Here is a 25,522-nt window from a genome sequence, read left to right as displayed (position 1 = left end):
CTTAAAGTCCATCTCCGCTCCTCCTGAATGATCGCTTGTGTTGCTAGGACGGTTAAAGTTTAAACGCTTAAACTCCATTATTATATAGCAATACGCACTTCGAACAAATCGGCATCAGACCGCAGGCCAAAGTCTCTCGCTGTTTCCGGAGATCTTCGCCGTGAAATATATCCGCCACGCTCTCTTCGTACAAATTGCCAACACTAAATTCGGGGAAGAATTTACAAGGATTCACTTTGCCATCAGGCATCACGTCCATCCGATTCGAGATCGCGAAGCACTTCGTCCGGTTCATGGCTGTCTTCTCGCTGCCCCGAATAAATCCTTCCACCTCTTCAGGCTCTAGCGCCGGCTGATAGCGGATGCGTACATTCCATGCGCGGGAATTAACTCGCCTAAGTTCTTCAACCAGCGTGTCGAAATTGTCCGGTGAAATATGGAACGTAAAGGAGTGCCAGCTATTTTTATGGCCGTTCTCTAAGCGGGAGGCAAGGTGCGGGAAATGAGCATCGAAGTAGTTGTCCATTTTCTCTGCCGTATCGGAAGGAATATACCAAGGGAAGCAAAAGTATACGGAGTCAACTCCCATCTCTTCGAAAAATTCCATAAAGTTATAGAGTTGACTGACCATCTGGTCATTCACTGTCAGAGCTACGGAAACTTTGCCTTTGTACACGCCCTCCTTCTGCAAATCCAGCAACAGTTGTATCGCATGGATTACTTTCTTGAACGTGCCTTTGCCCCGAATCGCGTCATTCTCCTTCTCGAAACCTTCCAGGCTGACCAGCATGACCAGATTTTCCGACATCTTCAGAATGGAGTCTAGCTTCTGTTCAATGAGAATCGCGTTTGTACAAATGGTCGTATAGCGGTCTTCTCTAGCTAGCAGCTCCGCTAGTTCATCGAACTTGGAGTAGAACAGCGGCTCCCCGCCCCATAGAAATACGCGCGACTTGCGTTCTCTTGTCTCTTCTAGCAGCTTCTCCACGACGGGAATCTCGATTTCATCGTTTTTCACTTCTCTGGTAAAGTCATGATGAAAGCCGTCTGGATTCCATTCAAAACAGTGCTTGCAGCGCAAATTGCAGCCGTTATTGAGCTTGATTCCGATCTCGTAAGGCACGGGAGCCGCGTAAGTCGGATCTTCCCGGCGTTTCCTTCCTGTTTCCGCCAATGGAATCAGAGTTCTTTTCATATTGCTGAATGTCACTTGGTCAAACGCAACTGTTGTTTTCGGCTGCATAAGTATTCCTCCCCAAAATGGTTGATTTTTGATCGCTGCTCCAGCAAACGTCGGTAAATCCGCTCCAGATGATGCTTCGAAAAATCCTGGGCTTTCCATTCTGCAAACTGGATGCCAAAACCGCAGGATTCCCAATAGGCAGAATTATGAAGCTCATGGTCACCGAACGGCTCCAGCATGACAAAAGGGATTCCGTGTGACAGCGAGTCGTTGAGAGTCGCTCCACCTGGTTTGCTGATGATCGCTGCGCAATTACGCATCAGGTCTGTATATGCAGAGTAATCCTCGAACGGGAACTCTCTGAGAACGCCGCCTATACGGACATATCGGACCATGGGCGGAAACGTATGTCGCCCTAGCGCATCCCGGCTCCACGGATCCCATGAAGGCTTCGTACCAAAGTAGCGCGTTATACCATCGTCCTCATCCACCTCAGATGGATCATAGACGATCACATCAAGGCCGTAACCAAGTCTACGAAGTTCTGATATAGTACTTGCATAAGTCCCAATGCCCCAGCCGCCGCCATGAATCAGAATGCGTCCGGCACGCTGCGCGTAGGGTAGAGGCTCCACATCATCCGAAGCGATATAACTGCTCGGAGACAGCTTCGAAGACTCATATAACCAGACATTGTCGTATCCGGGGTATAACTGCTTGTGTACCTTAAACGATGGTGTGTCCCAAGCATCCAACCGGATCAGTTGGATATCCAGGGAGTCATCAGCTTCTTGTTTGTAGCGCTCCAATATAGGTATCCAAAAGCCGGTAAACACGACAAATCGAAAGACACCGGCCTGTTTCCAGCCATGCAGCAGTCTCAGGACCGCTTCCTCATCCAGCGAAGAGTCAACGGGCTTGGCCAGCTTATGCCCCATTCGAGCAACGGAGAAATCTGCATGAAACGCTTCTTTGGTCGAACGGATTTTGAGCCGAACTTCTTTGTGATACAAGTTTTCCAGAACATGAATGTCTGTACAGACATTTCTGCCTTGCAGGTAAGTGTACAGATGGATAGCTGGAATATATGCGCCGAGCGAATTTCCCGACGCCAGCAAGGTAACCGGGGATGAATTCATAGCAGCCTCCGAGTTCCAGATTTAGTTGTACACTTTCATGGATAAGTCGGCGAGCACCTGACGCAGGCTTTCGAGAAGTTCGCTACGGTGTTCGTCGTCACGGCCTACCACTGATACATACAGTCTTCCCTTCGGCATGACCTGCTTGATCTGTATACCATCAGCGATACGGCGACGGGTTAGAATCTCATTCACCATTACAGTATTGGACGAAAGAGGAACGATCCCGTATCTACCTGGGACTGTCAACAGAAGATCAGATTCACGTAGAATGTGCAGCAACCTCTCGAATGTGAAGCCTTCTGGAAGACCAAGAGACAAGAACGTAAGCCAGCTTTTACACCCGTATGAACCCCAGTGTTTATCAAGATAAGCGTTAAGCAGACCCATAGATTTGCGGGCGTTAATTTCCACAATAGGTACGACTTCACCGTCCTTAAGGATCATAGAGTCAAAACATACGAAGCCGTAGTAGCCGTCCTTCTCCAGAACTCGGAGCGCATTCTCCATCACATCAAAATAGCCTGCATTCTCCAACAAATGGATAAAAGCTTCATCTGCTTGGATAGACCCGCAGTAATTTTGCTGGTGGTTAATCATCCGCTGAATAGAAACGAGTTCCTTCTCGCCGCTTTCCCGGATGAACCAGTGCGAACTGAAATCCGTCTCTTTCTGGAGCAGGGGCTCTAGCAAGAATTGAGAGTGTAATCCGCTACTCTCCTGTTTATACAAGTGCGACGCTATCCTTCGCTGCATAGTCTCATTGTCGATAAGCAGATTTCCTTTACCCGAAACACCGAAGGGGTCCTTCAGTAAATAAGGCACACGCTTCAGAAGTGTACTTCCGGTCGCCTCCATCTCCGCTGCACTGTTCACCTCAGTGCCCCAGCACTTCGCACCGATTCTGGAAAGGAGCCGATTGTGGTATAACTTTGAGTTAACGCGTATAACCGTCTCAAGGTCTGGCAAAGAAGTAAACGTTCCGGCAGCTTGCAGATATGCTTCCGTATCCGCCGTAATGGCGTACGGAGACAGACACCCAGATCCTGCCCCCTGCGGTTGAAGAGGCAGGGCTTGATCAATCGCAAGTCTGAACATACAACGCTTGAAAACATCTGGTTCGGGTAACGGCTCATTCTGATCGTTCAAATCATAGTGATAACGGGTCCGAAAGGAAAACCCCAAATCGATCAGGTACTCATGCAGTACTGGATCGATTTTACATCGGCTGTAAAGCATACCGTCCGGCCCGCAGAACGGAAAGAGCAGCTCGTCCATGCAGAGGACAATCGACTCTCGGTCTTTGTCGGGCATAGCGGGCAGCCGGGCCAGATTTGGATCTCTCCAACGGGTTTCCGGATCGAAGGTCCCCATAACAGTTTTAGGAGTTACACTGGCTTTACTGGTTGACATCTTCGTACAACGGCTGCTCTTGCGGCTGGCAGCTCTTCAAAAAAGAGATAAAAGCATCAATCGAGTGGAGATGCTCATAATCGAATTGGTCATAGTCAATGACCACGTTCAACTGATCTTCGACTTTGAGCATAAACTGGATCATTTGCAAAGAATCGAGGCCTACATCATTGTTTAAATCCGTATTAAGGGAAAGAGAATGGCGGAGTTCCGGTTGGTCTTCTTTAATAGCACATAAAATGTCTACGATTTTATCGTACATCTCTACACTCCTTTTATTGGGATAATGTGTCAAGATACAACCGAGTATTTACTTTCACAATAATGCTCTGCAATTCAGTCGAATTTTCACTACCCCTCCTTTTTCTACCATTAGAATTATTATCCTTAATATGTTATTTTTTGTCAATATTTAATGCGATAAAAAATCTGCCTGACGATGCTACTGTAGACCTTCGATCGCAATCATTAACATCGTAATTATTCATATAATGAACTTGAAGAATAAGTAACCAAAGGTACCAATAAAAAAGTCGAACACGATTCGGATAGAATCATGTTCGACTTTCCTCTTTTTTCCGCTAATTTTCATCTATAAGAAATAAAACCCTATACTTTCCTATTATACCAAAATTATATATTTTGGAAGCGTTTTATCCCGTTTGCAATATTAAGAAATTCCTCATACTAATTTCCGCTTGCTTAATCTGTCTTCTTGTTGGACTCAGGGTTGTTATGCATGCGGCTGAACATCAGTTCATAGCTGTTATTTCCGTGGTACAGAGATCTTTTCACACGAGAGATGGTAGCTGTACTCGCTCCTGCATCCGATTCAATCTTACTGTACGTATTATTGTTATATAGCATTTTTGCAACTTGAAAACGTTGGACTAATGTCTTTATTTCATTAACAGTACATAGATCATCAAAGAAAGCATAGCACTCCTCTTTTGTCTCTAAAGTTAGGATGCCTTCTACAAATTCATCCAATGCTTTACCTTTTAATTCATCAATAAGCATTAATAGTCCCTCCTCGAGTCATGACAAGTTCCCTCTCTATGTATAACATAAGGCATAAGCATTCGACAAGTTTCGTCAAATGCCGTTTATCGTTATTTTATTGTGCGTCACCTCGAATAATTCTATTTTTATATCGCCAGCTTTCATATTCTACCGCAGAAAACGTGATTTTTATGTGATTTTTTTGTGATCATTTGAACAGTCATAATATCCTCTTTTGGATACATCACTATTCATATTAATAATTTTAAATCACCCACTAGCCAATGCCAGTGGGCTTATTCCTGTGAATTGCTTGAACTTATAAATATACACCCAAAATATCATCTATCCTAATCCACTGCCATTCCCCTGGAGTTGTGGCAAATTTGATCTCTCGACGATATGTTTGGATCACTGTCACGATGCCGCTGATCTCTACGTCCTCATATTCATCATACAATCGGAGCGTGATTCGCTTATGCTCATGAAACGATTCTGACAACACCAGCTGGATCTGCTCCAACTCTTGAACATCCAGGACCGGCCTTGTCTTCCTTGTTGCCTCCCGACTTTGACGTTTCATTGCTTCCTTATGTTCCGGCAAGATAAAGCTTCGCTCCCATATCCCCCCGTCATCAAGTAGGCCCGCCATAACTATTCCCCCTTAATACTTAGTCCAGTAATCTAAATTACTGGTTATTGTTGGCTTGGGTTTAGGCATAGATGTATCCCTCTCCCACCCCTCCAGGATGACAATGGTATCAAGTCGGGGATTGTCCGGCCAGAAGATATAATGCTGCTGGACCAACACATCCAGAGCGGATTTAATATCTCGGTATTGACGGCCTGTCGTGCGTTCTAACTCAGGCTTAGTCGGCATACGGTGCCTCTGTGATGAGAAGTTGAATAGAATTCGAAGCACTTTTCGTTCGAGATCACTTAACATGACATCATCTCCATATAAGAACATATGTTTGTATTATATGCCTTATGGATAATCTTGATCAATAGTAAAAATGCCCACCTACCAATCAAAGGCAAGCGGGAATTCTTTATTTTAGATTATTGAGTAATTATAATATCTGTAATAACTATTGAGGAGTTATAATTATGTGCGGACGCTTTACTATCACGGCCCCTATCGAGGACATAATGATACAGTACTACGTCGATAAAAATACAAATATAAACTATAAACCCATATATAACGCGGCCCCAATGCAGTATGTTCCTGCCATTGTTCAAGGTAAGGATGGAAATAGGCTAGGAGAGCTGCGCTGGGGGCTCGTCCCAAATTGGGCTAAAGATTCGAAAATCGGCAGCAAGATGATTAACGCTCGCGCCGAGACTATCATGGAAAAGCCTTCGTTCAATCGCCTGTTGTCATCCCGACGTTGTGTGATCCCATCTGATGGGTTTTATGAGTGGCAGCAGCGTAATGGATCGAAACAGCCTTATAGAATTACGTTGAAGGGTGAGAGCCTTTTTTCCTTTGCAGGCCTTTACGATATATGGGCGGACGCAGAAGGAAACAAGTTATCAACTTGCACGATAATCACCACTGAACCAAATAGCCTCATGGCCGAGATACACAATCGTATGCCGGTGATCCTTCGTCGGGAAGACCAATCAGAGTGGCTTGATCGTGGGAATACGGATGTATCATCGCTACTAAGACTATTACTTCCGTATGAAGCAGATAAGATGCGAGCCTACCCAGTGTCGTCCGCAGTTGGCAACGTAAGAAATAATTATGCGGAGTTGTTAAATGAAATAAGCCATTAAACCAATTTCATAAATGAAACAAGACCACTTAGGATTATCCATTGTGGTCTTGTTCGTATATTCTCTCTAATTTGGGCGAGTTGACTTGTTATTCAGCGAAAATATAGTTTAATCTAACCGACCTCGAAAGTTCAACGGTTGAATTACATGCCAAAAAACATATTTCTGCTGAAAGGAGCCCAGTTTTCTCCTCTATACCCAGTCATGCCTTCTAAGTTAACAAAACAAGGGAGTACAGTATACATTATACCAGGCATAGCATTTACCCTGAAACCCATGACATATCTCATCATGGAATTGTCAGCAGGTGTTATCATTGCCATATCGGGGCGTATTGCGTTCTCTGCTGTTAGTGCATCCGACATTCCTACGCTTGCGATACCAACAGGACCCATATTACTTCTAATCCAATAATTCGAAACATTTGTTGCTGACGCTAAATCAGTTCGTTTATCATATGACAATAAAATTTGATTCGAAGCAATTAGCCTTGCCTCCAAAAGAATTGGATGAGGTATCGTCTGTCGCTCCATTTCTAACCTCCACATTCTTAAGAACTAGTCGAATGACTAATTTCATTATATGTGGGGTCACCTGTATAAATTCACAAATAAACAACAGCAAGTCATTTCACTATGCTGCTCGTTAGTTCAACGCTGCCAAATTCGGTAGCTTAATAAGGATATTTCTAATCAATAATTAAAAAAAGCTCCGCCAACATTAGCCAACGGAGCTTTTTTTACCGATGTTTTCGGATTGCGCTGCGGTGTTTCCGCTAACGTAATTACATCATATCCTGATTTCTGGGAACAACCAAGTTAGAGTAATTAATATAGAAATGTCTTTGAAACGATAACAAGCAGAATGAAGAGTACTAAAATTGCCGCTGTTGATGTAAATAGTCCTCCTCCATAGCCACCATAGCCTACACCGCCAACTGCTTCGCCCATGTGTGCATACCTCCTTGAATTAAAGTACACACCATCTTATTCAATTCTTTGTAACAGAGATTGGACGTTATTCCCTTATGATAAAGTCTATTTAGTAGTTACTTTGGTATAACTGCCGTGACCTTTTGTCCAACGCGTTCATATGATGCTTTGTCAAAGAAAGGGGTGATGAGATGGGCGCCTATTATAACTGCATGCGATGCATGAACCAGAGAGTCCGCATTTGGACAAGAGACGGATGTATACACGAAGGAAGAATCGTAAGAGTGGATAGTGATAACGTGTACATGGAGACAGATCGAAGAGACGGATCTTTCGGAACTCGCAACTCCATTTTAACATTAAGCCTGTTCACGCTGCTCGCGATTGCCTTAATTTGATCTATTGAATCTCCTCGCCAAGAGGAGATTTTTTTGAAATCAAAACTGTGGCGGAGCCATTATCCGCCGACATAAGTACAGGTCTCCCGCTAGAATGTAGGCATTTTTGTGTCATTATCCTACAATGTGGGCACATATCTGGGTGATCTAAATTTAATGTAAGAGTTCCTTCCGGTTTTTTATATTGACCTCTTGCATCAGTATATATCACTATCCTCTCTAACTAGCGTATTTAAACGTACAACTCTCGCGAAGATACCGCTCGCCGCTGATCTTCACGCTATTTTTTGTTATATCCTCAATCTTCCCGCTTCCCACAAGCTCCCCCGCGATAAAAACTATGATAGGTAACCGATCCATCTGAGCGGTGTAAAAGTGTATGTCGGAGGTTAGCGGCTTCATGAAACGTGATTTTTGCCTCATTTTGATAAATAACTCCCTTGCTTATGTATACCGAAATTCTACCATATTTTTCAGATGATAGTGAGTCATCATTTATAAAGAAAAAAAGCCCACCAACCAAGGTCAGTGGGCTCCTCTGCGCGGCGGCGCGTCTGCACACGCATTTATGCAGTATCCTAATTATTGGACCCAGCAAGCCAATAGCTAGAGTAATTAAAAAATAAAGGCTCTTGAAATGATTACAAGCAATACGAACAGAACCAAAATCGCCCCAGTTGAACCCCATAATCCACCGCCACAGCTGAAACCTCTACCGCCATAGCCTTCGCCTACACCTTCTACACCGCCTAGACCTTCACATCCCATGCGCTTACCTCCTTGTATTTAAAGTACACACCATCCTATTCCATTTTCTATAAACTGTTTGGGCATCTTTCAATTAAATAGTCTATTTATTAGATACTTGTACTATAGGTTATACCCGCCGCTATCTGGCTTGGTTGGATTAGAAATAATCCCGAGCGTAGCCAACAATCCAAGCAGCACATCGGCCACGGTAAGTAGGTCCTGCTTCATTACATCGGTTAAGTCAAACAGTCCTGTCAAATGGCCAATAAGCTGCAAAAGCAATAACACCTGTGATACGATACTGACCCATAATGCGTAGTTACGCCATCTTTTCTTGTTCATCACTGCACGTCGCCTCCCTTCTGCTTCAGGAAGTTATTCCTCAGCCTATTAATCACAATGGCCGCCTCCTCCCGTGTGATCGGCGCTCCTGGACGACTACCATCAAAATAACCGTTTTCTGTAGCTTCCTTCCAGTCCTCAGCCGCCCATGAACTGACCTTGTTAATATCTCGCTTAGTCACCTTTGCTTCCTCCTTCTTTGGACCGTATTTATTTCTCAGCTCAGCCACGGAACCATCGAATTCATTCAAATCCACCTGTCCATTAATCCCGCCTACGATTCTCGAACCATTAGGCAGCTTGCCTCCGCTTTGACCGTCGCTATATTGCCAGAATGTCCAGCGAGTCCAACCGGATGCGTCAACAGGGGCTTGAGTGCTATATCTTGCAATCCAGAGAGGGTATTGGCTCAATCCGATGAAGTTGCCAATGAACGCCGGATAAGTGTAGAGGAGCGGCCTGACTCCAGTTAATCGTTCAATTTCACTTAGAAAAGCCTTTGCAACCGTAGTAGCTCCAGCCACGCTCAAGCTACCTGATTTCGATTCATAATCCAGTACCGGAGGGAGATCAAAGTCCACTGCAGCTGACTGGATTGCCTTATAGAACTTCTTGGCTGCAGCCTTAGCAGCATCTGCCGTAGTAACTGAGTTATCCAAATAATGATAAGCGCCAATCAAAAGACCGGCAGCTTTCGCCCCCTTAACGTTTTCAAGAAACTTCTTGTCAACGCTGTTCTGGGTGGCCTTGATAAAAGCAAAGGAGATCCCGCTAGCCGCTACTTTAGGCCAGTCTATTGTTCCGTTCCAGTGTGATACGTCGATCCCCTGTGCGTTGCCTGACTTACGTGCTTGCATGTTAAGCCCCTCCTTGCAATTTAATTACCGTTAAAATAGCTCCGACGACAATCGTAATGATCGACGCCGCAATAGTGCGCCACAACCACTTCTGGGCGTCCTCGATCTTGTCCAATCGGTGGTGAGCCGATTGCGCCGATGATAGAGCTTCTACTGCCGTTTCATTGGCCGTGATCGCTCTATCAAGCTTCTCGTCCATGTTGTCCACCTTCGTTTCTACTATCGCCAACCGTTGAATCACTTCAGTTTGTCCCCCGTCCATCCGCCTTCCCCCTTAAATCAAATAGCCCCCGGTATCCCGAGGGCATAAAAATAGCACGCTCCATGTTTGAGCGTGCTTTAAGCTGATGTTCCGTTAACGACTTCTGCTACTACTGTCCTAAGATTATACAGCGCTGGCACTTGTTCAATCTTGTATGTTCCTACCATGACCAGGCTGACCCAAACCTTAACCAATCCGCTGTTCTTATCGAATGTCATCGTCCATCACCTCCCACCGGGGCTGCGATCATCATCGTTAGCTCTGCAATTGCTTGCTTGTTCTCGATGTCGGCTGCCTTCAGCTCGTCCACCTCAACGCTTAACGGCTTGCGATATACTGGCTCCGTTGGCTCCGTCTCGCCCGGGCCTGGATAACTAAACTCCAACTCTAAAGTATCCAGATTAACCCGATAACTATTGCACTCCGCGAAGTCTCTAGTATACTGTCCGTACTCTAGCTGCAAGCAGCCTACTGTATCCGGTACCCGCTCAGCAAGCGCCTGGTATGCTGCAAAGTCTTCTTCTTGTGTGGTTTCGCGTACGCTTCCAGATCGTTCCCCTGTATCTACAAGAACATTACCTGTAGCTTTATCCCAATATATTTTTCTACCTACTTGCATTTTTATCCTCCTCTACTCAATGGCAAACCAATGATGCGATTTGTTACCGTCTTGAGTGGGCATCACATAATTAGGCCCAAGCAAAACATCTGAATTACAAATCATGTTACGATGCCCCGAATCTCCCAAATAATAATCAATCGAGATTCTTGCATTTGGATATTCTCTTGTTGGTAATGTTGTTGAGTATAATATACCGCCTGGCCGTGCATAGTCACTTGCAGACTTGCAAAAAATAAAAGAAGGAACAAAATCCAACCCAGATATGATTAATGTGTAATAATTGTTTGAATTATTATTTTCATAGTAATAAAACTTTTGCATGCTAATTGATGATGTCAGCAGACCGCTTGCATACTTCTTTCCTATTACAATCTGTCCAATCTTAGCAGCCAACTGGTCAAATGTATCGCTGCCTGATGCTGCTACCCCTTTGCCAGTAATAGCGGCAGCGATTGAAGACTTCCCATTACTGACATTTGTAAAAAGCTCATTGATTGCCTTTACTACGTTGCTCTTGTCGATTGTTTGCAAGGTTGAGAGATTACCTACCGCATTATCAACTGTGCTTTTGAGCGCGATCTCGTCCGCAGCTGAAGGGGCGGTAACCTTAGCACGTCCGGCACTGTCCTTAATCACAAGACGGCTTGTAGCTGATGTATCAATCTCTTGTAAAGTGATTCCTTTTGTCATATGTGTTCACCACCTCATAGTTTTATTGCTAACCAGCGGTATCCTACACCGGAATACTCAACTTCCATTAAAAAAATCCCTCCAGGTGCTATTGGCTCGGTTTGGACTACATAGCGAGCTGCGGGAGCGTTATAACTGGTACTCCCTCTAAATATCACCCGTCCAGTTCTACCGTTAGCTAAGTATTGCTCATTTATCACGAGTTGGATGTCGTTGTAGAACGTGTCTCCATTCCACTGAGTGGCGAAAACCAAATCAGGAGTGAACGCGAGGCCTGATATAGTGATTGACCCTTTATTGAAATATTCTTCTGATCTGAGCGTGCCATTTGCGTACATAGACGGGTTTAATGAACCTAGTACCCCGAATATATCAACTCCGGCCTTTATGTTTCCTGGAACAAGGTCGGCATCCCCCAATACCGTTATCGCGCTACTATAGTACCCGGCTGCTTTCGTTTGGTTACCTATGCCCGGCGTGATGGTACCGCCTGCGCCAAGATTGGGCATTGTGCCTGTTAAGTAATTGCCTGATACATTACTAAACGTCTTCCCTGCCAACACATCCCCAACTGCCGCATTACCAGTCGCTTTGATTACGGTGGCCATCTTACTAATAAGCGTGTCCCAACTATCCGAAGTGGACGCCGATACTCCTAGGGCAACGAGGGCGTCCACGACTTCCTTTTTTCGCTCATTGCCAGCTTGAAAAGCCTGATCTAGCTTATCCTGAAGTCCATCCACCCGATTGATGGGTACGCTGCCTGTAGCCAACACTGCGCCATTGATCGCGCCGTCCGGGCCGATAGGGACGTTTTTCAGGACGACCATCGTCACCTCAGACGTTGCGGCCACGCCAGATAGAAGAGTGATCTTTGCCCGCTGTGTGACCTGTCCAGCTCCATCACGGACGGTATTGGTCACGGTGTACTGAGATGCGTCCAAAACTGCCCGGTTAATCGCAACTAGCAAAGTGTCAGTGTTGGCGTCGAACAGATCGAGCGGAATCTCGAACACCTTCTGATTGTCGGCTGTAGCCGTCACTAACAACGGGTAGCTGACCAGCTTCGGGATGCCTGTCTCGGTGACCAGGCTAATCTGCTGATCAGTGTAGGACTTCGCCTGAAAGGCTGCATCCTTGACCGCCTTCGGGGTCGCTGCCCGATCTTCGGCGGCGCTGTCCGTTGCGCTGGAAAGTTGCACTTTACCTTTGACCGTCAGCGAAGCATCAGGAATATCGACTTGGCCCATTGCAGCATCAATCTTATCCCAGTTGTCATTAAGCATGGTCTTAATATTAAATGTGTCGTTTCCGTCTACAGTTGGGTCTTTTTTCAGCAACCCAAGGTTAGGAGTTTCACTTGCCAATCGGACCACCTCCTGCAAATTTACTTAATGGTATCTGTTCTATTTGGTTGAGCGTTATCACCCCATGAATGTCTCTAAGCAATAAGTAGCTGAATTCATACTCCACCTTCAAATGCGCCGGCTTAATCTCCTCGATGACCATCTTCAGATCATCTAGATTAGGTGGGACACCGATCGTATCCACGAACTTAATCGTGAAGCTCCACTCGGCAGGCTGAAATGATACATCAACGGTTCCGCCATCGTAAGCTTCGGCCACGTTCTTCACGAGCCGTCCGGAGAATTGTCCAGCCCCGCGCAGCTTGGATTCCACAACTGCACGGCGTTGCTCTATCGGTTTACCATTTTCAATAGCGATGCCGAGTTCCAATTCCCATCTGTCCAGTCCCCAAGTCGCTGTTCGGACGAAGAATTGATCTAGTGTTTCATTAAGTGCTTTGTAAAGTCCGTCTAGCTCCGCACCCTTAGAATTTAGATCTGCACGAATAACCCGTGAGTTCTCGTAATAAGCGGGCATATAAGAGAACATTTCTCTGCCCATGGGACTGCTTATATTAAGATCACTCATACACTTCCACCGCCCCAAGAACAGCAACCTGTCCCGGACTAATCTGAATATTAATATCTGACGCACCGTTAACCATTAAATCTGAATAGTCTATGATCGGCGGAATATCCAGCAGCACGGCAGCAATACGGGTAAACCTAACGAGAAGATCAACGAAAGCAAGCAGTTTCAAATAGGCAGTGACCCCGCTCTCAATCTGCGTTTTTACATCGTTAAGTGTTGCTCCAGCTGCAAGCGTGAGCTGCACAGATATATTAATAGGCACTTCTTCTGCAGCCATGATCGTCACGATCGGACCCGCAGGCGCTTGTCCTTCCCCTTGACCATCCATCGTAGGATCAATATACTCTTGTGCATTCTGGACGATCTCAGGACTTGCAGCACGCTTGTCCATGTCTAACAAGTAAATGCCAACCGTTCCGGGACCTTTCCAGAGCGGTGAGACCTGAACACCACCTACGCCCGGAACTTCATTAGCCCATTGGATGTATTGTGCCTTATTACCACTCGTTCCTTGGTTGCGTACTCGGGAATAGAATCGTTCAAGAAGTGACTCGTCCGACTCAATATCCGCCCCACCCGTGACGGGTTCAAGATTTGTCACAGCCGAGATCCCACTAATCGGTGTAGACATAACATCGATTACCCCAGCAGGAACATTCCCGGCTTTCCCCGGAACAACTGCTCGAATTGGTGCTACACCTACACCTTCATCATTCAATGTAACCTCGGCAGCTGTTACATACTCTATCGATGATTCGCCAGACACTTCATCTGCAGGCGTGGCCACCCCAGTCCCAACGGGTACAGTTTTGCCTGGTGTCCCTGTAAACTGCACATTCCCGACTGCAGCAACAGCAGCCCGCCGGGTCAATCCATGCTCAGCTACCCGTAGATCAAGATATTCCCCAAAAGCTGTACTTGCGAACCCCCGTTCAAGTACCTGTTGCGCCCAAATGGCAGCCTCGGATAATAAAAATGCAACCGGTGCCTGGGCATCCCAAATAAAAGAGCCCTCGGATTTATCGATATCTGTGGGCACTCGATCCAGCATGCGCTGCATAATTTCGTCTTCGGTTTGATTTTGTAGGAATAACGGTAGATTCGCCATTAGGTTTCCACCCTCCCTTCAATGGTATCAGTTTCCTCTCGAACGTTCTGTATTCTGCAAGTGAAATGGCAGCCGTCACCGGACCAGGCAAATGTAAACCCATCAACATTAGCCGTGCGCGGATCTACAGTTAATGTCTCAGTAACAATCCGCTGGATCTCACTCTCAATGACAGCTCGGCTGTATCCCTTGCCAATCAGATCGTCGAATTCTTCGCCGTGCCCCCTGGAATAGATCAGATGTCTATATCGCGGTGTTCGGATAGCCTTCTGGCACCACATTACCCAAGCTGCCGTTTCATCAGCTGCGGCTACCTTACGGGTTGGGGTCATTACAAAATCACCTGCAGTAAAATCAAACCGCCAACTTCGCCCAAACGGCACTTCTTCGTTTGACTCCACTTCACCCTGTTCAACTGTCCAATCTTCTTCTATACCCTCTGGAAATAGATTAGCCACCGCCATTCACCACCCTACACATAACAACAAAATCTGCGCCGCCGTTAGTCGGAATCACCAGAACACGTTCCCCAGGCATCAGTCCATCCGAAAGATTAACCCTGACCTCTTCGATCAAGGTCGGCTCAAAATCGAATCTTGTACGCTGCGATGGAGTTCCGACAGGCTCGTCCTCCGCATCGGGTTGAACGGTTGTCCCGATCAGCCAAAATGCCGGCAAATGAAGGGTTGTGAGAAAATCAGCTACCAGGTAATCCTGAATCTCATTCTTAAAATTATCGAGCTTCAGTCCCGTTTCCGTGATTGTGCCTAACTCAGCTGGAATACCAGAGAGGGCGGCGCCGGCGCTTTTCGTCATCTGGTCTCTTATTCCCCTTGCAATTGCTTGAAACGGATCAATATCAGCCATAGTTTAAGAAATACCTCCTTCTGACATACTCTTGTGATGCCAAATTGAGCGACATATGACCTGGTTCGCCCAGGTCGTGAATAACGCTTGTTACGATCAGATTCATTTTGTTATAGATCACAGCGTCGCCGGCACGAATAATATTGAGATCAGGGCCAGAAACGGTGAACGTCTCCTGCACGCCGCTAAGCATTGATTCTCCAAGTTTTTTGGCCGCCGCTGGCGTTTTAACGTCCTCATCCTGAACCATACGCTGCAAAGTACCGAATTTATCAGTCTGGCCAGTTGTGATGGCCAGTATTTTGCTAGGAAGCTCAACCTTCGAATCTGCTTTGACCTTCGGCTTTTTACCTTTTTTCTTCGATTTCTTATCAACTTTGCCACCGTACAACCGTCCTATTTCTTCAAGGGTCATGCCATCCGGAATTTCAACATTACCACTACCGGCTTTCTTTTTAGATTTCTTCTTCTCTTTCCGGTCTTCTGTCCCAATCACCTTGACCTTGGTGATTGTCCCATCAAGAGTACGGCTTTGAGTAGTCTCCTCGATGGCCTCCAAGACGTAAACATCCTTATTGCTTCCAACCCTAAATAGCTCGAGACCTGCCGGAGTCATCCGTGGAATGTACATATCCCCTCCGGATTTAACCGTCTCCTGCAGATCGGCATTGAGCATGTTGTAGATCGGGCGAGCACGGTAAACGGCCTTCTTAAGCTTCGTCTTGGTATCCGGCACCGTCGAAAGCTTAATCCCCCAATCAGAAGCATACTTCTTAAGCCGTTGGCTTGCCGTTTGCCCTGCAGGTAATAGATACTCATCCTCAGACTTGGCTAAGTAAATGGTGCGATCGTACACAGTCACTGTCATGTGTTTAGTCTCTCTGTTGGTACTATCACAATCCCATACAACACCTGGGTTTAGTAGATAGACCATACTGTTCTTACCATACGGGATACCGCTAACCCGGATGGGCTGACCAGGTTGCAAGTCTGGAAAATCGGAAGTGACCTTTAGCCGTATATCAGCCTGGTACGAAATTTGATCCAGGGAATCTTTCAGAGAGATGCTCTCGATCAACTCCCGTAAATAGTATTTATCCTGATAAACTACCTCGTAACTCATGTCGGCATCACCAGCTTCATTCCAGGCTTGATCTTGTTCGGATCTTTACCTATCGTCTTCTTATTCAAGTTATAGATTGCCTGCCACTTTGCACTGCTACCGAGCTCCATCTTGGCGATCTTCGATAGGCTATCTCCGGATTTAACCGTATAAGTCTTAGGAGTCTTTTTAGTATCGGTGCGAGACGTCGTTGATTTCTTAGCAGCTGTCGTTTTCGATGCTGAAGCAAGTTTGGTATGGACCTTCATCTGCCTCCACGTACGAGCTGTAAGGTCAAAGTATATGTCCCCCGGCTCGCCACCCTTAAATGTTGTATCATGGGCCGAGATAAGCACCAATACATTAACCGGAGTATCGGTAATGATCAACCTCACCGGTTGTTTGCTAGCCGTCATTTTCGTCAGCATCTGCATAGCGTCGATAGGGTCAGGTATGTCAGGACTATTACAATAACCCGAATCATGCTCAATAGGAAAAAAAGAAGAGAAGGTGATTTCCTTCACCCTCTCCCCACTTGGAAAATCGAACTCACCCAAAGATAGAATATTGACTGTTTCAATCCCCTTGCTACGAGCTATTTTTAATTCCTCTGGATTCACAGGAAATATGAATTCATTTCCCGCCGAATCAATCAAATGGATCTTCATTTAGGGAGTCGACCTCCTATTTAAGGTTAATTTCTGCGTTTAACATAGCCATTCTAACTTTATGTCCTACTTGACTCACGACTTCTTCAACAGGCAAGACCTCTTCCTTGGTCACATTCATATTGACGAGACCAGGCGACATAGTAATGTTTACCTCAATCTGCTGCTTCAGCTCATTTAGAGGATTGACTATTTGAGCGATCTGCTCTTCTGGAATTTGAATTGGCTGTGGTTCGTTCGTAGCTGTAGGAAACGCCTGCAGATTAGGAAGCAAGTCTTTATCGTAAGTCTGAACAGGTTTATATACATCCGGGAACTTGTTGAACTCGGAATTTGCAAACTCACTGATAGTCGGTTGCTTCGTCAACGATTCAGGTTGCCCAAAGATATCCGTCATGTCAACCCCGGCGATCTCGGTATTGGCTACCCAGTTCCAAAACTTCTTCTTGAAGTCATACCATTTAGGCTTGTCATTATCTACCCAGGCCCAATCGGTCGTTTCCTCAGGTTTAGGCAAATTAGAAGCAATAGACTCCTTACGTAGAGTGTTCTGTTCTCGTAATTCAGTGACTTTGTCCAGACCTTGATTCATTGCCTCGCCTGCAACTATTCCACCCCCAGCGGCCAAAAGTGCAGAACCGCCGTATATGGTTAAGGCTGATAACCCAAGTGCTCCTGCAGCAGTTTCAGCTGCGGTTGCTGCGGTTGCTGTACTCGCTACCGTGCTAGCAGCAGTCCCTGCTGCGGCAGTAGTTGCTGCTACTCTTGTTCCTGAAGGTAACAACTTTCCTAGCCATCCGAAGTTTTTAACAAACCAACCTACAACTGAACTAATACCCGCGATGGCCATAACATCAAAAACACCTGCTTTAATGGTGTTACCCCAAGAAGGATCTGTGAATGCGTCCTTGTTTATGTTTAATCCTGCTTCTCCAAGTCTTTTAAGAATCTCTCCAGGATCAAGTGCTTCGATAAAAGAAGAGAAAAAAGCCTTCCCAGCTCGTTTGCCAGCTTCAACATAAGGGTTCTCATTGACTATCTCATCACCGCTTGGTGAAAGCACTTCTAGTCCTCCCATAATCAGGCCATGAGCTCCGCCGCCAAGAATGTCTCCGATTTTCGACGCCATCTCAGTCAACTTGTTAGCACCTTCGCTAGCCAACCATTCTCCCAGCGGTTCCGTGATAATCTTATCCCATGCGATCTTGACTTTCCCGAAAAAATCTGCATTCTGAAAGGCAGGATCATTCGCAAGGTCGGTAAGAATCTTAAAGGCCCGTTGTCCCTTATCCAGGACAAAAGTAGACACATTCTTACCCGCGGCTTCGAACCATTCACCAATCGATGCAATGGTTTCCTTGTTTTCTCCACGCCATTCCCGAAACTTTTTAAGGGCTGGACCAAGAGCACTCTCGATACCATATCCCCAACGTTTGACTACGTTCTGAGTAAAGAAGGATTTTGTGCCAAGCAAGAGGTTTTGAAGGTTTCCGGACATGTCTTCCATCATGCCGTCAAATTTGCCAAAGGCTTGAGTGACGAGTGGCCATGTCTTGTCGATCTTCAATCCGGATTCGGCCAAGGCTTCAATGCCGGCTCTAGCATCCCCGCCGATTGCCCCCATCTCCTGCAAGCGTGAAGTCATTTCACCTACTGGACGACCTGATTTAAGAGCGTCGTAGAGTCGGCCAACCCAAAGGGCAACGTCACCGAATTCTTGCTTGGTTCCAGCTGCAATGTCACCGACCATCTTCAAGCCTTCGCCGGTAGAAAGTGCATTACCAGTAAAAACCTGCAGAACACGGGAAGCTTCATATATTTCTTCCCGCTTATAAGGAGTCTTCCCGGCAAAAGCTGTTAATTCCTGAACGCGCTGCGCCGCTGCTTCAGCACTTCCTAACATGACCTTAAATGCTGATGTTATGCCTTGCTCCTGCATAACCATGTCAAGTCCAACGGTAGTAACACCAGCAACACCACCACCAACACCTAACATTGCTAAAGGACTAGTCAGAGCGCTCGTGATTTTTTTGATTACTCCCGTTGCCATATCCTTAACTCTAACAACTATGTTATAAGGTTTACGAGCCATAGCGCTTAATGTGCTAGATACTTTATTGGCAGCTCCTGACACCTTGTCAACCAACTTAGCTTCTGGCTTGGCTTTTGTTTGGTTGATCCTCTCAACTCTGCTCTTGATTTTACTGGCTGGTGATGCCGTCTTATCAACGAGATCGACTTCCGGATTTGCCTGAGTAGTATCGAGCGTGGCCAACTTACTTATTACCTTTTTTGCCGGGGTTGCTGTCTTGTCGGCAAGAACCACTTCTGGGTTCGCGACCGTCTGATCCACTTCGGCTAGTTTAGAAATCACCTTTTTTGCCGGGGTCGATGTTTTATCGGTTAAGATTACCTCCGGTGCGATCTTGGTTTTGCCTAGTGCTGCCGTTCGACGTTCTGTCTGCTCCAGTAGCTTATCTAGGGCTCGTACCGTCCGCTCGGCTTCTTCCGCTCCCGATGTGCCAATGACAAGGTCTAGGCGATAAAACTCTTTGTTATCTGCCACGCTTACCACCTCTCCGATCTCCGGACGTAGCAGGTTTTGGTTTATTCAACATCTCAATTTCATGAAGCGTAAAAGCCATTAACAAGGTGCGCTCACCTTTAGGCAACGCCCAAAAAGCCCCGGGACGCAAATGATGCCGCACCCACATGTGATACAGCATCGTCGTCGTGCCCCCGGAGCGTATTAGTTTTTTATATCTGCAATGTCAACACCAAAGCCGGAAAGCTCCAGGACTTTATCACCTACAGCATCCAATTCTCCAGCCAGAAGCATCCGGCGAACAACTTCCTCGCCACCGGAAAGCTTCAAGCGACTCGTCAAACGATCGTCACCCCAGCCACTAAGCTCCAAGCCCTTGACTTCCAAAGTAGCGGTCGCTTCTTTTATCAAAGCAGCGTTGAACAGTTCACTATCAACTTTCTCGATAGCCTGCCCTTTAGTAGTCTTCCGGACCGTACAACGTTCACGGATAGCATCCACCTTGCTTGAAGTCAGCCCGCGAAGCGTAATACGCAAAGAAAGTCGCTTAATAAAAACAGTCTCTTCCGGCAGATTCGTCGCCGTCTCGAAGAGACTGTCCAGAATTTCCTGTTCATTCAATTGTTCGTTTGCCATTTTATATGTCCATCCTCTCAATTTTAAATTTCAATAGGGTCAAGCAGCTCGTAATCTTCAAATGTGAATGCCGTTTCCTCAGTTACTTCTTCACCCGCTGTCCAGTTTGCGAGCTGCACTCTATCTGGCATGCATCGGATTAAACGGACTCGCTCAAAACCATACGCTTCGGGGTCGTCAAGCTTGGAAATAATATCAAATTTACCAAAATCACGCTGAATCATTTTTGACGATACTTTGTACCCGCTAATGGTTCCAGTTCCTCGCTTAGCACCGATTTTAAACTGTACCCAGTTGTGACCAACCAAGTTAAGTTCCCGTTTATCAATCTCTACATTGGCTTCCAGGTGGTTGATGTTAGTCTGCCATTCCCCATCAATAAAAGCCTGGGCAAATGTGCCAAGTATCGCCCTGGTAGGATCCATTCCTGTCATTTCTGCCATTATGCCTCACTCCCTTCTATTCAACGTAAAATGTCCCGAAGATTTGTTCCATTACATCGGTCAGACGAGCGTTCCAGCGTAAGAATACCTGGTCAGGTTCCGGCTTCTTGGCCGGAGAAGAGCCATAGTAATCCGGATCAAGAAGAACGTCATACCCGGTCCCTTCAATAACATTACTCTGGGCCAACGTTCTCATATATTCCTTACAGGCGCCGATCAAAGCAAGTCGGCCTTCCTCCGTGTTGTTAACCTTACCGATATAGACATCTTCAGCCGTCCTCTGCAGATCGCCATTAATCGCATCCATGACCCTGATGGTCCGAATCTTCTTCCAGCTGTTATTCTGATCGACCTGTAAGGTCGTCAGTGTGTTCATTCCCCGTAGTACCTTGACCTTGCGGCCGTCGTGGATGAGCAAAAATACACCGCTACGAATAGCCTTCTCTTGCTCAGAACGCGTCCAGCGCCGAGTTACGTCATCAAATGGTGACTCGGCATATGTTGTGGATTGACTTAGAGATTGCCCTGCAATCAAACCAGCTACCCAGGCTGCTATCTGCGCCGAACTATACTCCTTATCCGCCAAAACTGCGCCAGAGCCCACATTGACGATGCCTTCGTGATTACAGCCCGCACTGCGGTTCACAGCCTTGCTGACTGCATCGGTAGCCGTATCCTCCGATGCCATACCGCCCAAAGTAGCGATTACACCCTTGCCCTCGCTGCGTACGCGTTTAACCCAGGCAACAACACTGGATCTCAATGCTGGCTCTGTTACCCCGTCAAGTGTTAGTACATGAAATTCTTGCCCTTCGAACGCGACGAGTGCGGCCACATAGTCGGCATTCGTGATGCCTTCTATACCGCTATCCCCACCAGTCAAGGATTGCCCCGATACATCGGTAAGTGTGCCATCTGCCACTTTGCTTGCCACAATCCATTTATTGCTTTCATCATCATTGATAGCAGCTAGCGCCGCCGTTACATCACCGTTACCGATCGCAAAGGTTCGAAGTAGTTTGGTGCCTTCATACAGCTTCAATTCCTTGGTACCACTTACCGCCAAGCTATCAGCGATCGTGACATTGAAATCATTGCCGCGGATACCAGGATACTTAGCAGTGAGTTTTAAAGCAGTCACTGAATCCGTATTGTTAACGGAAATGGTCGCTTCCGCTGCTGAATCCGAAGCAATCCGGTAAGCTAGCAACGTCTTCGGCCCACCCAAAAGGGTTAGGTAAAGCGTCGTAAATGCCGTAGCACCACCGTTCTCACCCTCGGAAAACATTTCTTTAATGGCGGCCTCGTCTGAAACCTCCACAAACTGCCCAACCGGACCCCAATGCGCTTTAACAGCAGCAACAACAATGCCGCGAGCTCCAGGCTGGATAGCAGTGCCAGCTGCAGCAACGAAATTCATGTACAGCCCTGGTAACACGGGCATATCTGTCGGACTCCAATTTCCTCCTGCCACTTAGTTCACCTTCCTTTTCAAAAACTGGTCAACAAGCCGTTTCACTTCGCTGACTGTAAATTCTACCTCGTTATGGCCATGCAGAGCCCCAATCACAACTTCCCCTCGAACAGAAAAAAGAGCCTCAGCATTTACCAGAAGCTCTACAACGGGGTACTTCGATTCGATTTTCTTATCTGGCTTTTCAGCCATAGTCATCACCTACTTAATATTTGGTTTGTAATTCACTGATCGGATCAGTGGAACCTCTTCTTGCGGGCGGGCGACTCTTCGAGATAGCGTCACTGTAATCTGCCCCTCTCGGAGCCCATCGGCCCCAATGTTCGCCTTGGGATCCACTACTGTCAGATAACGCCGATCGGCAAGATCGAATGGGATCTTAATGGCGCTGCCTAATGCCGCTACTAAGGAAAATACCGCCGAATGTTCCGGCTGCTTCTCATTCCCAAGGACATGAGCAGTAAATCGCTTAGTAACCTGGTAGCTAGAAAAAGCTAATGTCTTGATTTCAACGTTAGTCACTCTCCACATCACTGCAGGGCGTAAGTAGCCTAATGGCCAGAAACCGTTATAGATGTCCCAATCCGTCCCTAGAATACTCGAAGTCCATGCAGATAAGGCTGGCACCCAAGGATCGCTTGTGATCTGGCCATCAGTCCCTACTGGCTGCAAGGCCATGACGGCAAATTGCATGCCTCGAGTAATCGCATCCCATTCTTCGTCAACCACGTCCTGGCCAGCAGATCCGAGGTAAACGCAGGAAAAGACCTCGCCGGTTTCAGTTGTCAGCAATTGTTTGTCCAAGGCGGCGATTATCTTATCCGACAACGCATCCACCTTGCCAAAGGTAGACCGGGATACATATGGCCAGATCTCGACGATACGGCGGAAGCCGATCCACGGAGACTCTTCGCTATCATCCCCCTGAAGAACAATAGCATATGGCTTGGGGCTGCTCTCCTCTGCTGAATGTGGCTCAAAAACGTCCTTAAGTTCGGGAACGGCGGCGAGAAGTTTTTCACGAATAGTGTTTCTCATGGCGTCAACCACCATTTGATGAGTTTATCCCTCAATTTTATTTTGTACTTCTTCGCAGTCGGCAGAACAATTGGGCGTTTCTTTGTCCCAGGATGGTTAACTGATCTACCTAAAATTACGAATTTTCCATCCTTAGATAACTTAGGCAACTGCTTCGATTTATGATCATTCACCGGTCCGCGCTTATCCTTATTCCATGTTTCTATAGGGATAGCAAGAACTTTCTTATTTTTTGCTCTGATCTTATGTGGAGGCGTTCCTTCCTCCAAATAATTCCCGTACCTTACACCATGAGCTAAATATACAAGAACTTTTTCTTTATTCTTAATCTCAATCCCCGTGTGAAGAGCACCTCTCGCTCCAGATCCACCTAGTCGATCCTTCCATGGTGCGTTTAATTTCATGTACCCTTCTGCTTCCCTTGCCACATTGTCTGCAACAGCGTAAATCCCTGCCTGCTTCCTCTTCATGTACTCGATTGCGCCTTGACCAAAGTCGCCCATATCACTTCACCCTTTCGAGATCCGCTTGAAAACCAACAGTCAATCCCTGCACAACCTGCGGTTGCACGGAAACGACTTCGAACGTCTCGCCTAAAGCTTCGAAACGATCTGTTACATTGGGACCCGCTTTAATGTCAGCATGTTCGTCGGCCAGCAGGCTGTACATTTTATCAGTCTGCTTCGTGCCGGCCAGAACGGATATGTTCTGCGGTATCTGAGAGCGAGAGATAAAAATCCGGACGGTAACGGGAGGAAGATCCTTTTCGTTCTCCTCGTACCCGCCACCCTTCCGGATCTTCTCCTTGCGGTGGATGGTGATCGTCGTCGGGTTCTGCGATATATTCCAGGCAATGTGTTTACGTCGTGTAGCAACAAAGTCCGTTACTACCATCACAACACCTCCGGCGGACAGACGCGGATCATAAACCCTGATGCATCCTTACCAGCTGCATCAGCCTCCATATCGGAATATTGTTTGGACATAGCAAGCGCATGACTGAGCCGGTCTTTCAACGACGTTAGGTCGTATTTCTCAGTACCGCTGCTATAACCCTCAATGTCGCCCTGCAGGAGTCCGGCCTTTTCCATCCATCCGGCAGAAGCGGCGCCGTGTAGGCTGTCCGCCTCCGTCAGGAGTAGATCGATCTCGGCGTCAAGAAAATTGGTATTTGCTTCGGTGCCACCAGCCGGGATGGCTTCGTTAAGAAGCTTCCTCAAGCGGGCACGAAGCGCAATTGATGGTTCCATTTAATACACCGCCTTATGCTTTACCAGGCAAAGTGATCTCCTGGACGTTCTCTTCTACCGCTGCAAAGACCCCGCGCCATACATCACCAACGATCTGAGCTTCCACCAGACGGGTCAGGTCACCCATAGTCGCCTGGATCTGTAGAGCCTGTTTAATAAGCTCCTTAAATCCGCGTTTCGGACGGATCAGATAAGCCTTGCCGGCAGGTACGCCTGTGTAAACATAAGATTTCTTACCAACTGGCGCTTCCCATCCGTCATAAAAGATGATGTCTGAAATGCCTGACAAAGCCCGGTATGGGGTGGCCTGAATGTTAATACTGGACAAAGCATCAGCAATATCCTCCTGATCTGCTGAGTTAGCCAAAAGGATTGTTCCAGCACGCTTAGCTGTCCGTGCATCACGCAAAGCATTACGCAGAGTTTCACGAAGCGACAAGACAAAATGAGAGTTTGTAGCATTAGATAGTGCTTTTCCTTTCTCATCAACATATGCTGGAGAAGTCTTGTTAGCTGCCTTATAAGCGTACTTAATGATCGGTGCCAAATGTAAGTGGTTCAGCAACGCATTGTGAGCTTCTCCAAAAGCCTTATTGAGCACCTCAAAATTAAAAGTCTGGTTGAACAATTGAATTTCCTTTGTATACTCAAATCCAGCTGTATAACCTTTAATCCGAGCAATCGGACCCTCCTCTGCATTAAGGCTGCCGAATTTGACTTCTTCACCCTCCAAGTGTTCAAGGAAGATGACAGCCCCGTACATCGCCCATTTTGCTTCAAACTCCTTTGGGAAGTTCGGATCTGAGATAGTATCGTAGATAAGTTTATACAACAATGGAACCTCTTCGCGCCCCAACTCCACATCCAGGACAACCTTCTGCAACAGTTCCTTACGGACACTTTCGGATGTGAGCATCTCACCAATCGGCTTATCGAGCTCATACGTCTCCATTTCACCGTTAACGATCTTCTTGGTGACTTCCTCCTGTTTACCGTTCAACAAAAAAGGAACCGTAGTTTCAACGGTTCCTTGACGACGTGCGGCCTTAATCGATTCAGCACTATGAAATTTTGCCAT

35 protein-coding genes are annotated in these 25,522 nt (G+C 46.6%); 2 read left to right on the top strand and 33 right to left on the bottom strand.

The window, feature by feature from the left end:
• Positions 1–67 precede the first annotated feature (67 nt).
• From EI981_RS13550 to EI981_RS13520, 7 genes are all read right to left on the bottom strand, one after another.
• Entirely contained in the window at positions 68–1,243 is a 1,176-nt protein-coding gene (locus EI981_RS13550) for a radical SAM protein (RefSeq protein WP_126998956.1), read from the bottom strand.
• The gene (locus EI981_RS13545; RefSeq protein ID WP_227011840.1) at positions 1,207–2,322 is read right to left on the bottom strand and encodes a hypothetical protein; all 1,116 of its coding nucleotides are present in this window, start codon (positions 2,320–2,322) and stop codon (positions 1,207–1,209) included. Before EI981_RS13545 ends, EI981_RS13550 begins: the two co-directional genes overlap by 37 nt.
• Positions 2,323–2,343: 21 nt before the next feature.
• Entirely contained in the window at positions 2,344–3,735 is a 1,392-nt protein-coding gene (locus EI981_RS13540) for a hypothetical protein (RefSeq protein WP_126998954.1), read from the bottom strand.
• A complete protein-coding gene (locus EI981_RS13535) occupies positions 3,722–3,997 on the bottom strand; it encodes an acyl carrier protein (protein WP_126998952.1) in 276 nt (91 codons plus the stop codon). The genes EI981_RS13540 and EI981_RS13535 overlap by 14 nt, the downstream gene beginning before the upstream one ends.
• 440 nt (positions 3,998–4,437) lie before the next feature.
• A complete protein-coding gene (locus EI981_RS13530; RefSeq protein WP_126998950.1) occupies positions 4,438–4,755 on the bottom strand; it encodes a YerC/YecD family TrpR-related protein in 318 nt (105 codons plus the stop codon).
• A gap of 301 nt (positions 4,756–5,056) precedes the next feature.
• Positions 5,057–5,389 (bottom strand): YolD-like family protein, encoded by a 333-nt coding sequence (locus EI981_RS13525; RefSeq protein ID WP_126998948.1) that lies wholly within the window; start codon positions 5,387–5,389, stop codon positions 5,057–5,059.
• A 12-nt stretch (positions 5,390–5,401) separates the two neighbouring features.
• Positions 5,402–5,683: a hypothetical protein gene (locus tag EI981_RS13520; protein ID WP_193556465.1), complete on the bottom strand. Its 282-nt coding sequence runs from the start codon at positions 5,681–5,683 to the stop codon at positions 5,402–5,404.
• A 164-nt stretch (positions 5,684–5,847) separates the two neighbouring features.
• Between EI981_RS13520 and EI981_RS13515 the strand changes: the two genes are divergently transcribed.
• Positions 5,848–6,522: an SOS response-associated peptidase gene (locus EI981_RS13515; RefSeq protein ID WP_126998946.1), complete on the top strand. Its 675-nt coding sequence runs from the start codon at positions 5,848–5,850 to the stop codon at positions 6,520–6,522.
• A 143-nt stretch (positions 6,523–6,665) separates the two neighbouring features.
• Here EI981_RS13515 and EI981_RS13510 read toward each other — a convergent pair whose 3' ends face one another.
• Both EI981_RS13510 and EI981_RS29245 read right to left on the bottom strand, forming a co-directional pair.
• Positions 6,666–7,055, bottom strand: coding sequence for a hypothetical protein (locus EI981_RS13510; RefSeq protein ID WP_227011839.1), 390 nt, complete (start codon positions 7,053–7,055; stop codon positions 6,666–6,668).
• 294 nt (positions 7,056–7,349) lie between these two features.
• Positions 7,350–7,472 (bottom strand): sporulation protein YjcZ, encoded by a 123-nt coding sequence (locus EI981_RS29245; protein WP_193556464.1) that lies wholly within the window; start codon positions 7,470–7,472, stop codon positions 7,350–7,352.
• 173 nt (positions 7,473–7,645) lie between these two features.
• On the opposite strand from EI981_RS29245, the gene EI981_RS13505 reads away from it, so the two are divergent.
• Positions 7,646–7,852: a hypothetical protein gene (locus EI981_RS13505; protein WP_126998942.1), complete on the top strand. Its 207-nt coding sequence runs from the start codon at positions 7,646–7,648 to the stop codon at positions 7,850–7,852.
• 615 nt (positions 7,853–8,467) lie between these two features.
• Here the strand turns inward: EI981_RS13505 and EI981_RS29240 are convergent.
• The 24 genes from EI981_RS29240 to EI981_RS13390 all read right to left on the bottom strand — a co-directional run bounded on the left by EI981_RS29240 (position 8,468) and on the right by EI981_RS13390 (position 25,522).
• Positions 8,468–8,620 carry a hypothetical protein gene (locus tag EI981_RS29240; protein WP_193556463.1) on the bottom strand — a complete coding sequence of 51 codons (153 nt, stop codon included), beginning with the start codon at positions 8,618–8,620 and terminating at the stop codon, positions 8,468–8,470.
• A gap of 102 nt (positions 8,621–8,722) precedes the next feature.
• Positions 8,723–8,944 carry a phage holin gene (locus EI981_RS13495; protein ID WP_126998940.1) on the bottom strand — a complete coding sequence of 74 codons (222 nt, stop codon included), beginning with the start codon at positions 8,942–8,944 and terminating at the stop codon, positions 8,723–8,725.
• Positions 8,944–9,801 (bottom strand): glycoside hydrolase family 25 protein, encoded by an 858-nt coding sequence (locus tag EI981_RS13490; protein ID WP_126998938.1) that lies wholly within the window; start codon positions 9,799–9,801, stop codon positions 8,944–8,946. Before EI981_RS13490 ends, EI981_RS13495 begins: the two co-directional genes overlap by 1 nt.
• A 1-nt stretch (position 9,802) precedes the next feature.
• The gene (locus EI981_RS13485) at positions 9,803–10,063 is read right to left on the bottom strand and encodes a hemolysin XhlA family protein (RefSeq protein ID WP_126998936.1); all 261 of its coding nucleotides are present in this window, start codon (positions 10,061–10,063) and stop codon (positions 9,803–9,805) included.
• Between the two features lie 77 nt (positions 10,064–10,140).
• On the bottom strand, positions 10,141–10,281 hold the full coding sequence (locus EI981_RS29235) for a hypothetical protein (RefSeq protein ID WP_193556462.1): 141 nt from the start codon (positions 10,279–10,281) through the stop codon (positions 10,141–10,143).
• Positions 10,278–10,682 (bottom strand): hypothetical protein, encoded by a 405-nt coding sequence (locus EI981_RS13480; RefSeq protein WP_126998934.1) that lies wholly within the window; start codon positions 10,680–10,682, stop codon positions 10,278–10,280. The genes EI981_RS29235 and EI981_RS13480 overlap by 4 nt, the downstream gene beginning before the upstream one ends.
• Before the next feature lie 12 nt (positions 10,683–10,694).
• Positions 10,695–11,375 carry a hypothetical protein gene (locus EI981_RS13475; RefSeq protein WP_126998932.1) on the bottom strand — a complete coding sequence of 227 codons (681 nt, stop codon included), beginning with the start codon at positions 11,373–11,375 and terminating at the stop codon, positions 10,695–10,697.
• Positions 11,376–11,389: 14 nt separating this feature from the next.
• Complete coding sequence (locus EI981_RS29590) at positions 11,390–12,751, bottom strand: phage tail protein (RefSeq protein WP_227011838.1); 1,362 nt, start codon at positions 12,749–12,751, stop codon at positions 11,390–11,392.
• A complete protein-coding gene (locus tag EI981_RS13465) occupies positions 12,732–13,310 on the bottom strand; it encodes a YmfQ family protein (protein ID WP_126998930.1) in 579 nt (192 codons plus the stop codon). Before EI981_RS13465 ends, EI981_RS29590 begins: the two co-directional genes overlap by 20 nt.
• Positions 13,303–14,421 (bottom strand): baseplate J/gp47 family protein, encoded by a 1,119-nt coding sequence (locus EI981_RS13460; RefSeq protein ID WP_126998928.1) that lies wholly within the window; start codon positions 14,419–14,421, stop codon positions 13,303–13,305. The genes EI981_RS13465 and EI981_RS13460 overlap by 8 nt, the downstream gene beginning before the upstream one ends.
• Positions 14,421–14,879, bottom strand: a complete 459-nt coding sequence (locus tag EI981_RS13455; protein WP_418789056.1) for a DUF2634 domain-containing protein — start codon at positions 14,877–14,879, stop codon at positions 14,421–14,423. Before EI981_RS13455 ends, EI981_RS13460 begins: the two co-directional genes overlap by 1 nt.
• Complete coding sequence (locus EI981_RS13450) at positions 14,872–15,237, bottom strand: DUF2577 domain-containing protein (protein WP_227011837.1); 366 nt, start codon at positions 15,235–15,237, stop codon at positions 14,872–14,874. Before EI981_RS13450 ends, EI981_RS13455 begins: the two co-directional genes overlap by 8 nt.
• 43 nt (positions 15,238–15,280) lie before the next feature.
• A complete protein-coding gene (locus tag EI981_RS13445) occupies positions 15,281–16,411 on the bottom strand; it encodes an XkdQ/YqbQ family protein (RefSeq protein WP_126998922.1) in 1,131 nt (376 codons plus the stop codon).
• On the bottom strand, positions 16,408–17,058 hold the full coding sequence (locus tag EI981_RS13440) for a LysM peptidoglycan-binding domain-containing protein (protein ID WP_126998920.1): 651 nt from the start codon (positions 17,056–17,058) through the stop codon (positions 16,408–16,410). The genes EI981_RS13445 and EI981_RS13440 overlap by 4 nt, the downstream gene beginning before the upstream one ends.
• Positions 17,059–17,074: 16 nt before the next feature.
• Entirely contained in the window at positions 17,075–19,624 is a 2,550-nt protein-coding gene (locus EI981_RS13435) for a tape measure protein (RefSeq protein WP_126998918.1), read from the bottom strand.
• 183 nt (positions 19,625–19,807) lie between these two features.
• Positions 19,808–20,239: a phage tail assembly chaperone gene (locus EI981_RS13430; protein WP_126998916.1), complete on the bottom strand. Its 432-nt coding sequence runs from the start codon at positions 20,237–20,239 to the stop codon at positions 19,808–19,810.
• A gap of 23 nt (positions 20,240–20,262) precedes the next feature.
• Positions 20,263–20,673: a phage tail tube protein gene (locus tag EI981_RS13425; protein WP_418789067.1), complete on the bottom strand. Its 411-nt coding sequence runs from the start codon at positions 20,671–20,673 to the stop codon at positions 20,263–20,265.
• Between the two features lie 25 nt (positions 20,674–20,698).
• The gene (locus EI981_RS13420) at positions 20,699–22,156 is read right to left on the bottom strand and encodes a phage tail sheath family protein (protein ID WP_126998912.1); all 1,458 of its coding nucleotides are present in this window, start codon (positions 22,154–22,156) and stop codon (positions 20,699–20,701) included.
• Positions 22,157–22,348: a YqzN/YkzM domain-containing protein gene (locus tag EI981_RS13415; RefSeq protein WP_126998910.1), complete on the bottom strand. Its 192-nt coding sequence runs from the start codon at positions 22,346–22,348 to the stop codon at positions 22,157–22,159.
• A gap of 9 nt (positions 22,349–22,357) precedes the next feature.
• Positions 22,358–23,194 (bottom strand): hypothetical protein, encoded by an 837-nt coding sequence (locus EI981_RS13410; RefSeq protein ID WP_126998908.1) that lies wholly within the window; start codon positions 23,192–23,194, stop codon positions 22,358–22,360.
• Positions 23,191–23,697, bottom strand: coding sequence for a hypothetical protein (locus tag EI981_RS13405; RefSeq protein WP_126998906.1), 507 nt, complete (start codon positions 23,695–23,697; stop codon positions 23,191–23,193). The genes EI981_RS13410 and EI981_RS13405 overlap by 4 nt, the downstream gene beginning before the upstream one ends.
• Before the next feature lies 1 nt (position 23,698).
• The gene (locus EI981_RS13400; RefSeq protein WP_126998904.1) at positions 23,699–24,088 is read right to left on the bottom strand and encodes a hypothetical protein; all 390 of its coding nucleotides are present in this window, start codon (positions 24,086–24,088) and stop codon (positions 23,699–23,701) included.
• Positions 24,088–24,444, bottom strand: a complete 357-nt coding sequence (locus EI981_RS13395; RefSeq protein WP_126998902.1) for a hypothetical protein — start codon at positions 24,442–24,444, stop codon at positions 24,088–24,090. The genes EI981_RS13400 and EI981_RS13395 overlap by 1 nt, the downstream gene beginning before the upstream one ends.
• A gap of 13 nt (positions 24,445–24,457) precedes the next feature.
• Positions 24,458–25,522, bottom strand: coding sequence for a hypothetical protein (locus EI981_RS13390; RefSeq protein WP_126998900.1), 1,065 nt, complete (start codon positions 25,520–25,522; stop codon positions 24,458–24,460).

This window comes from Paenibacillus lutimineralis (assembly GCF_003991425.1).
Taxonomy (GTDB): domain Bacteria; phylum Bacillota; class Bacilli; order Paenibacillales; family Paenibacillaceae; genus Fontibacillus; species Fontibacillus lutimineralis.
This window is presented reverse-complemented; position numbering and strand designations above follow the sequence as displayed.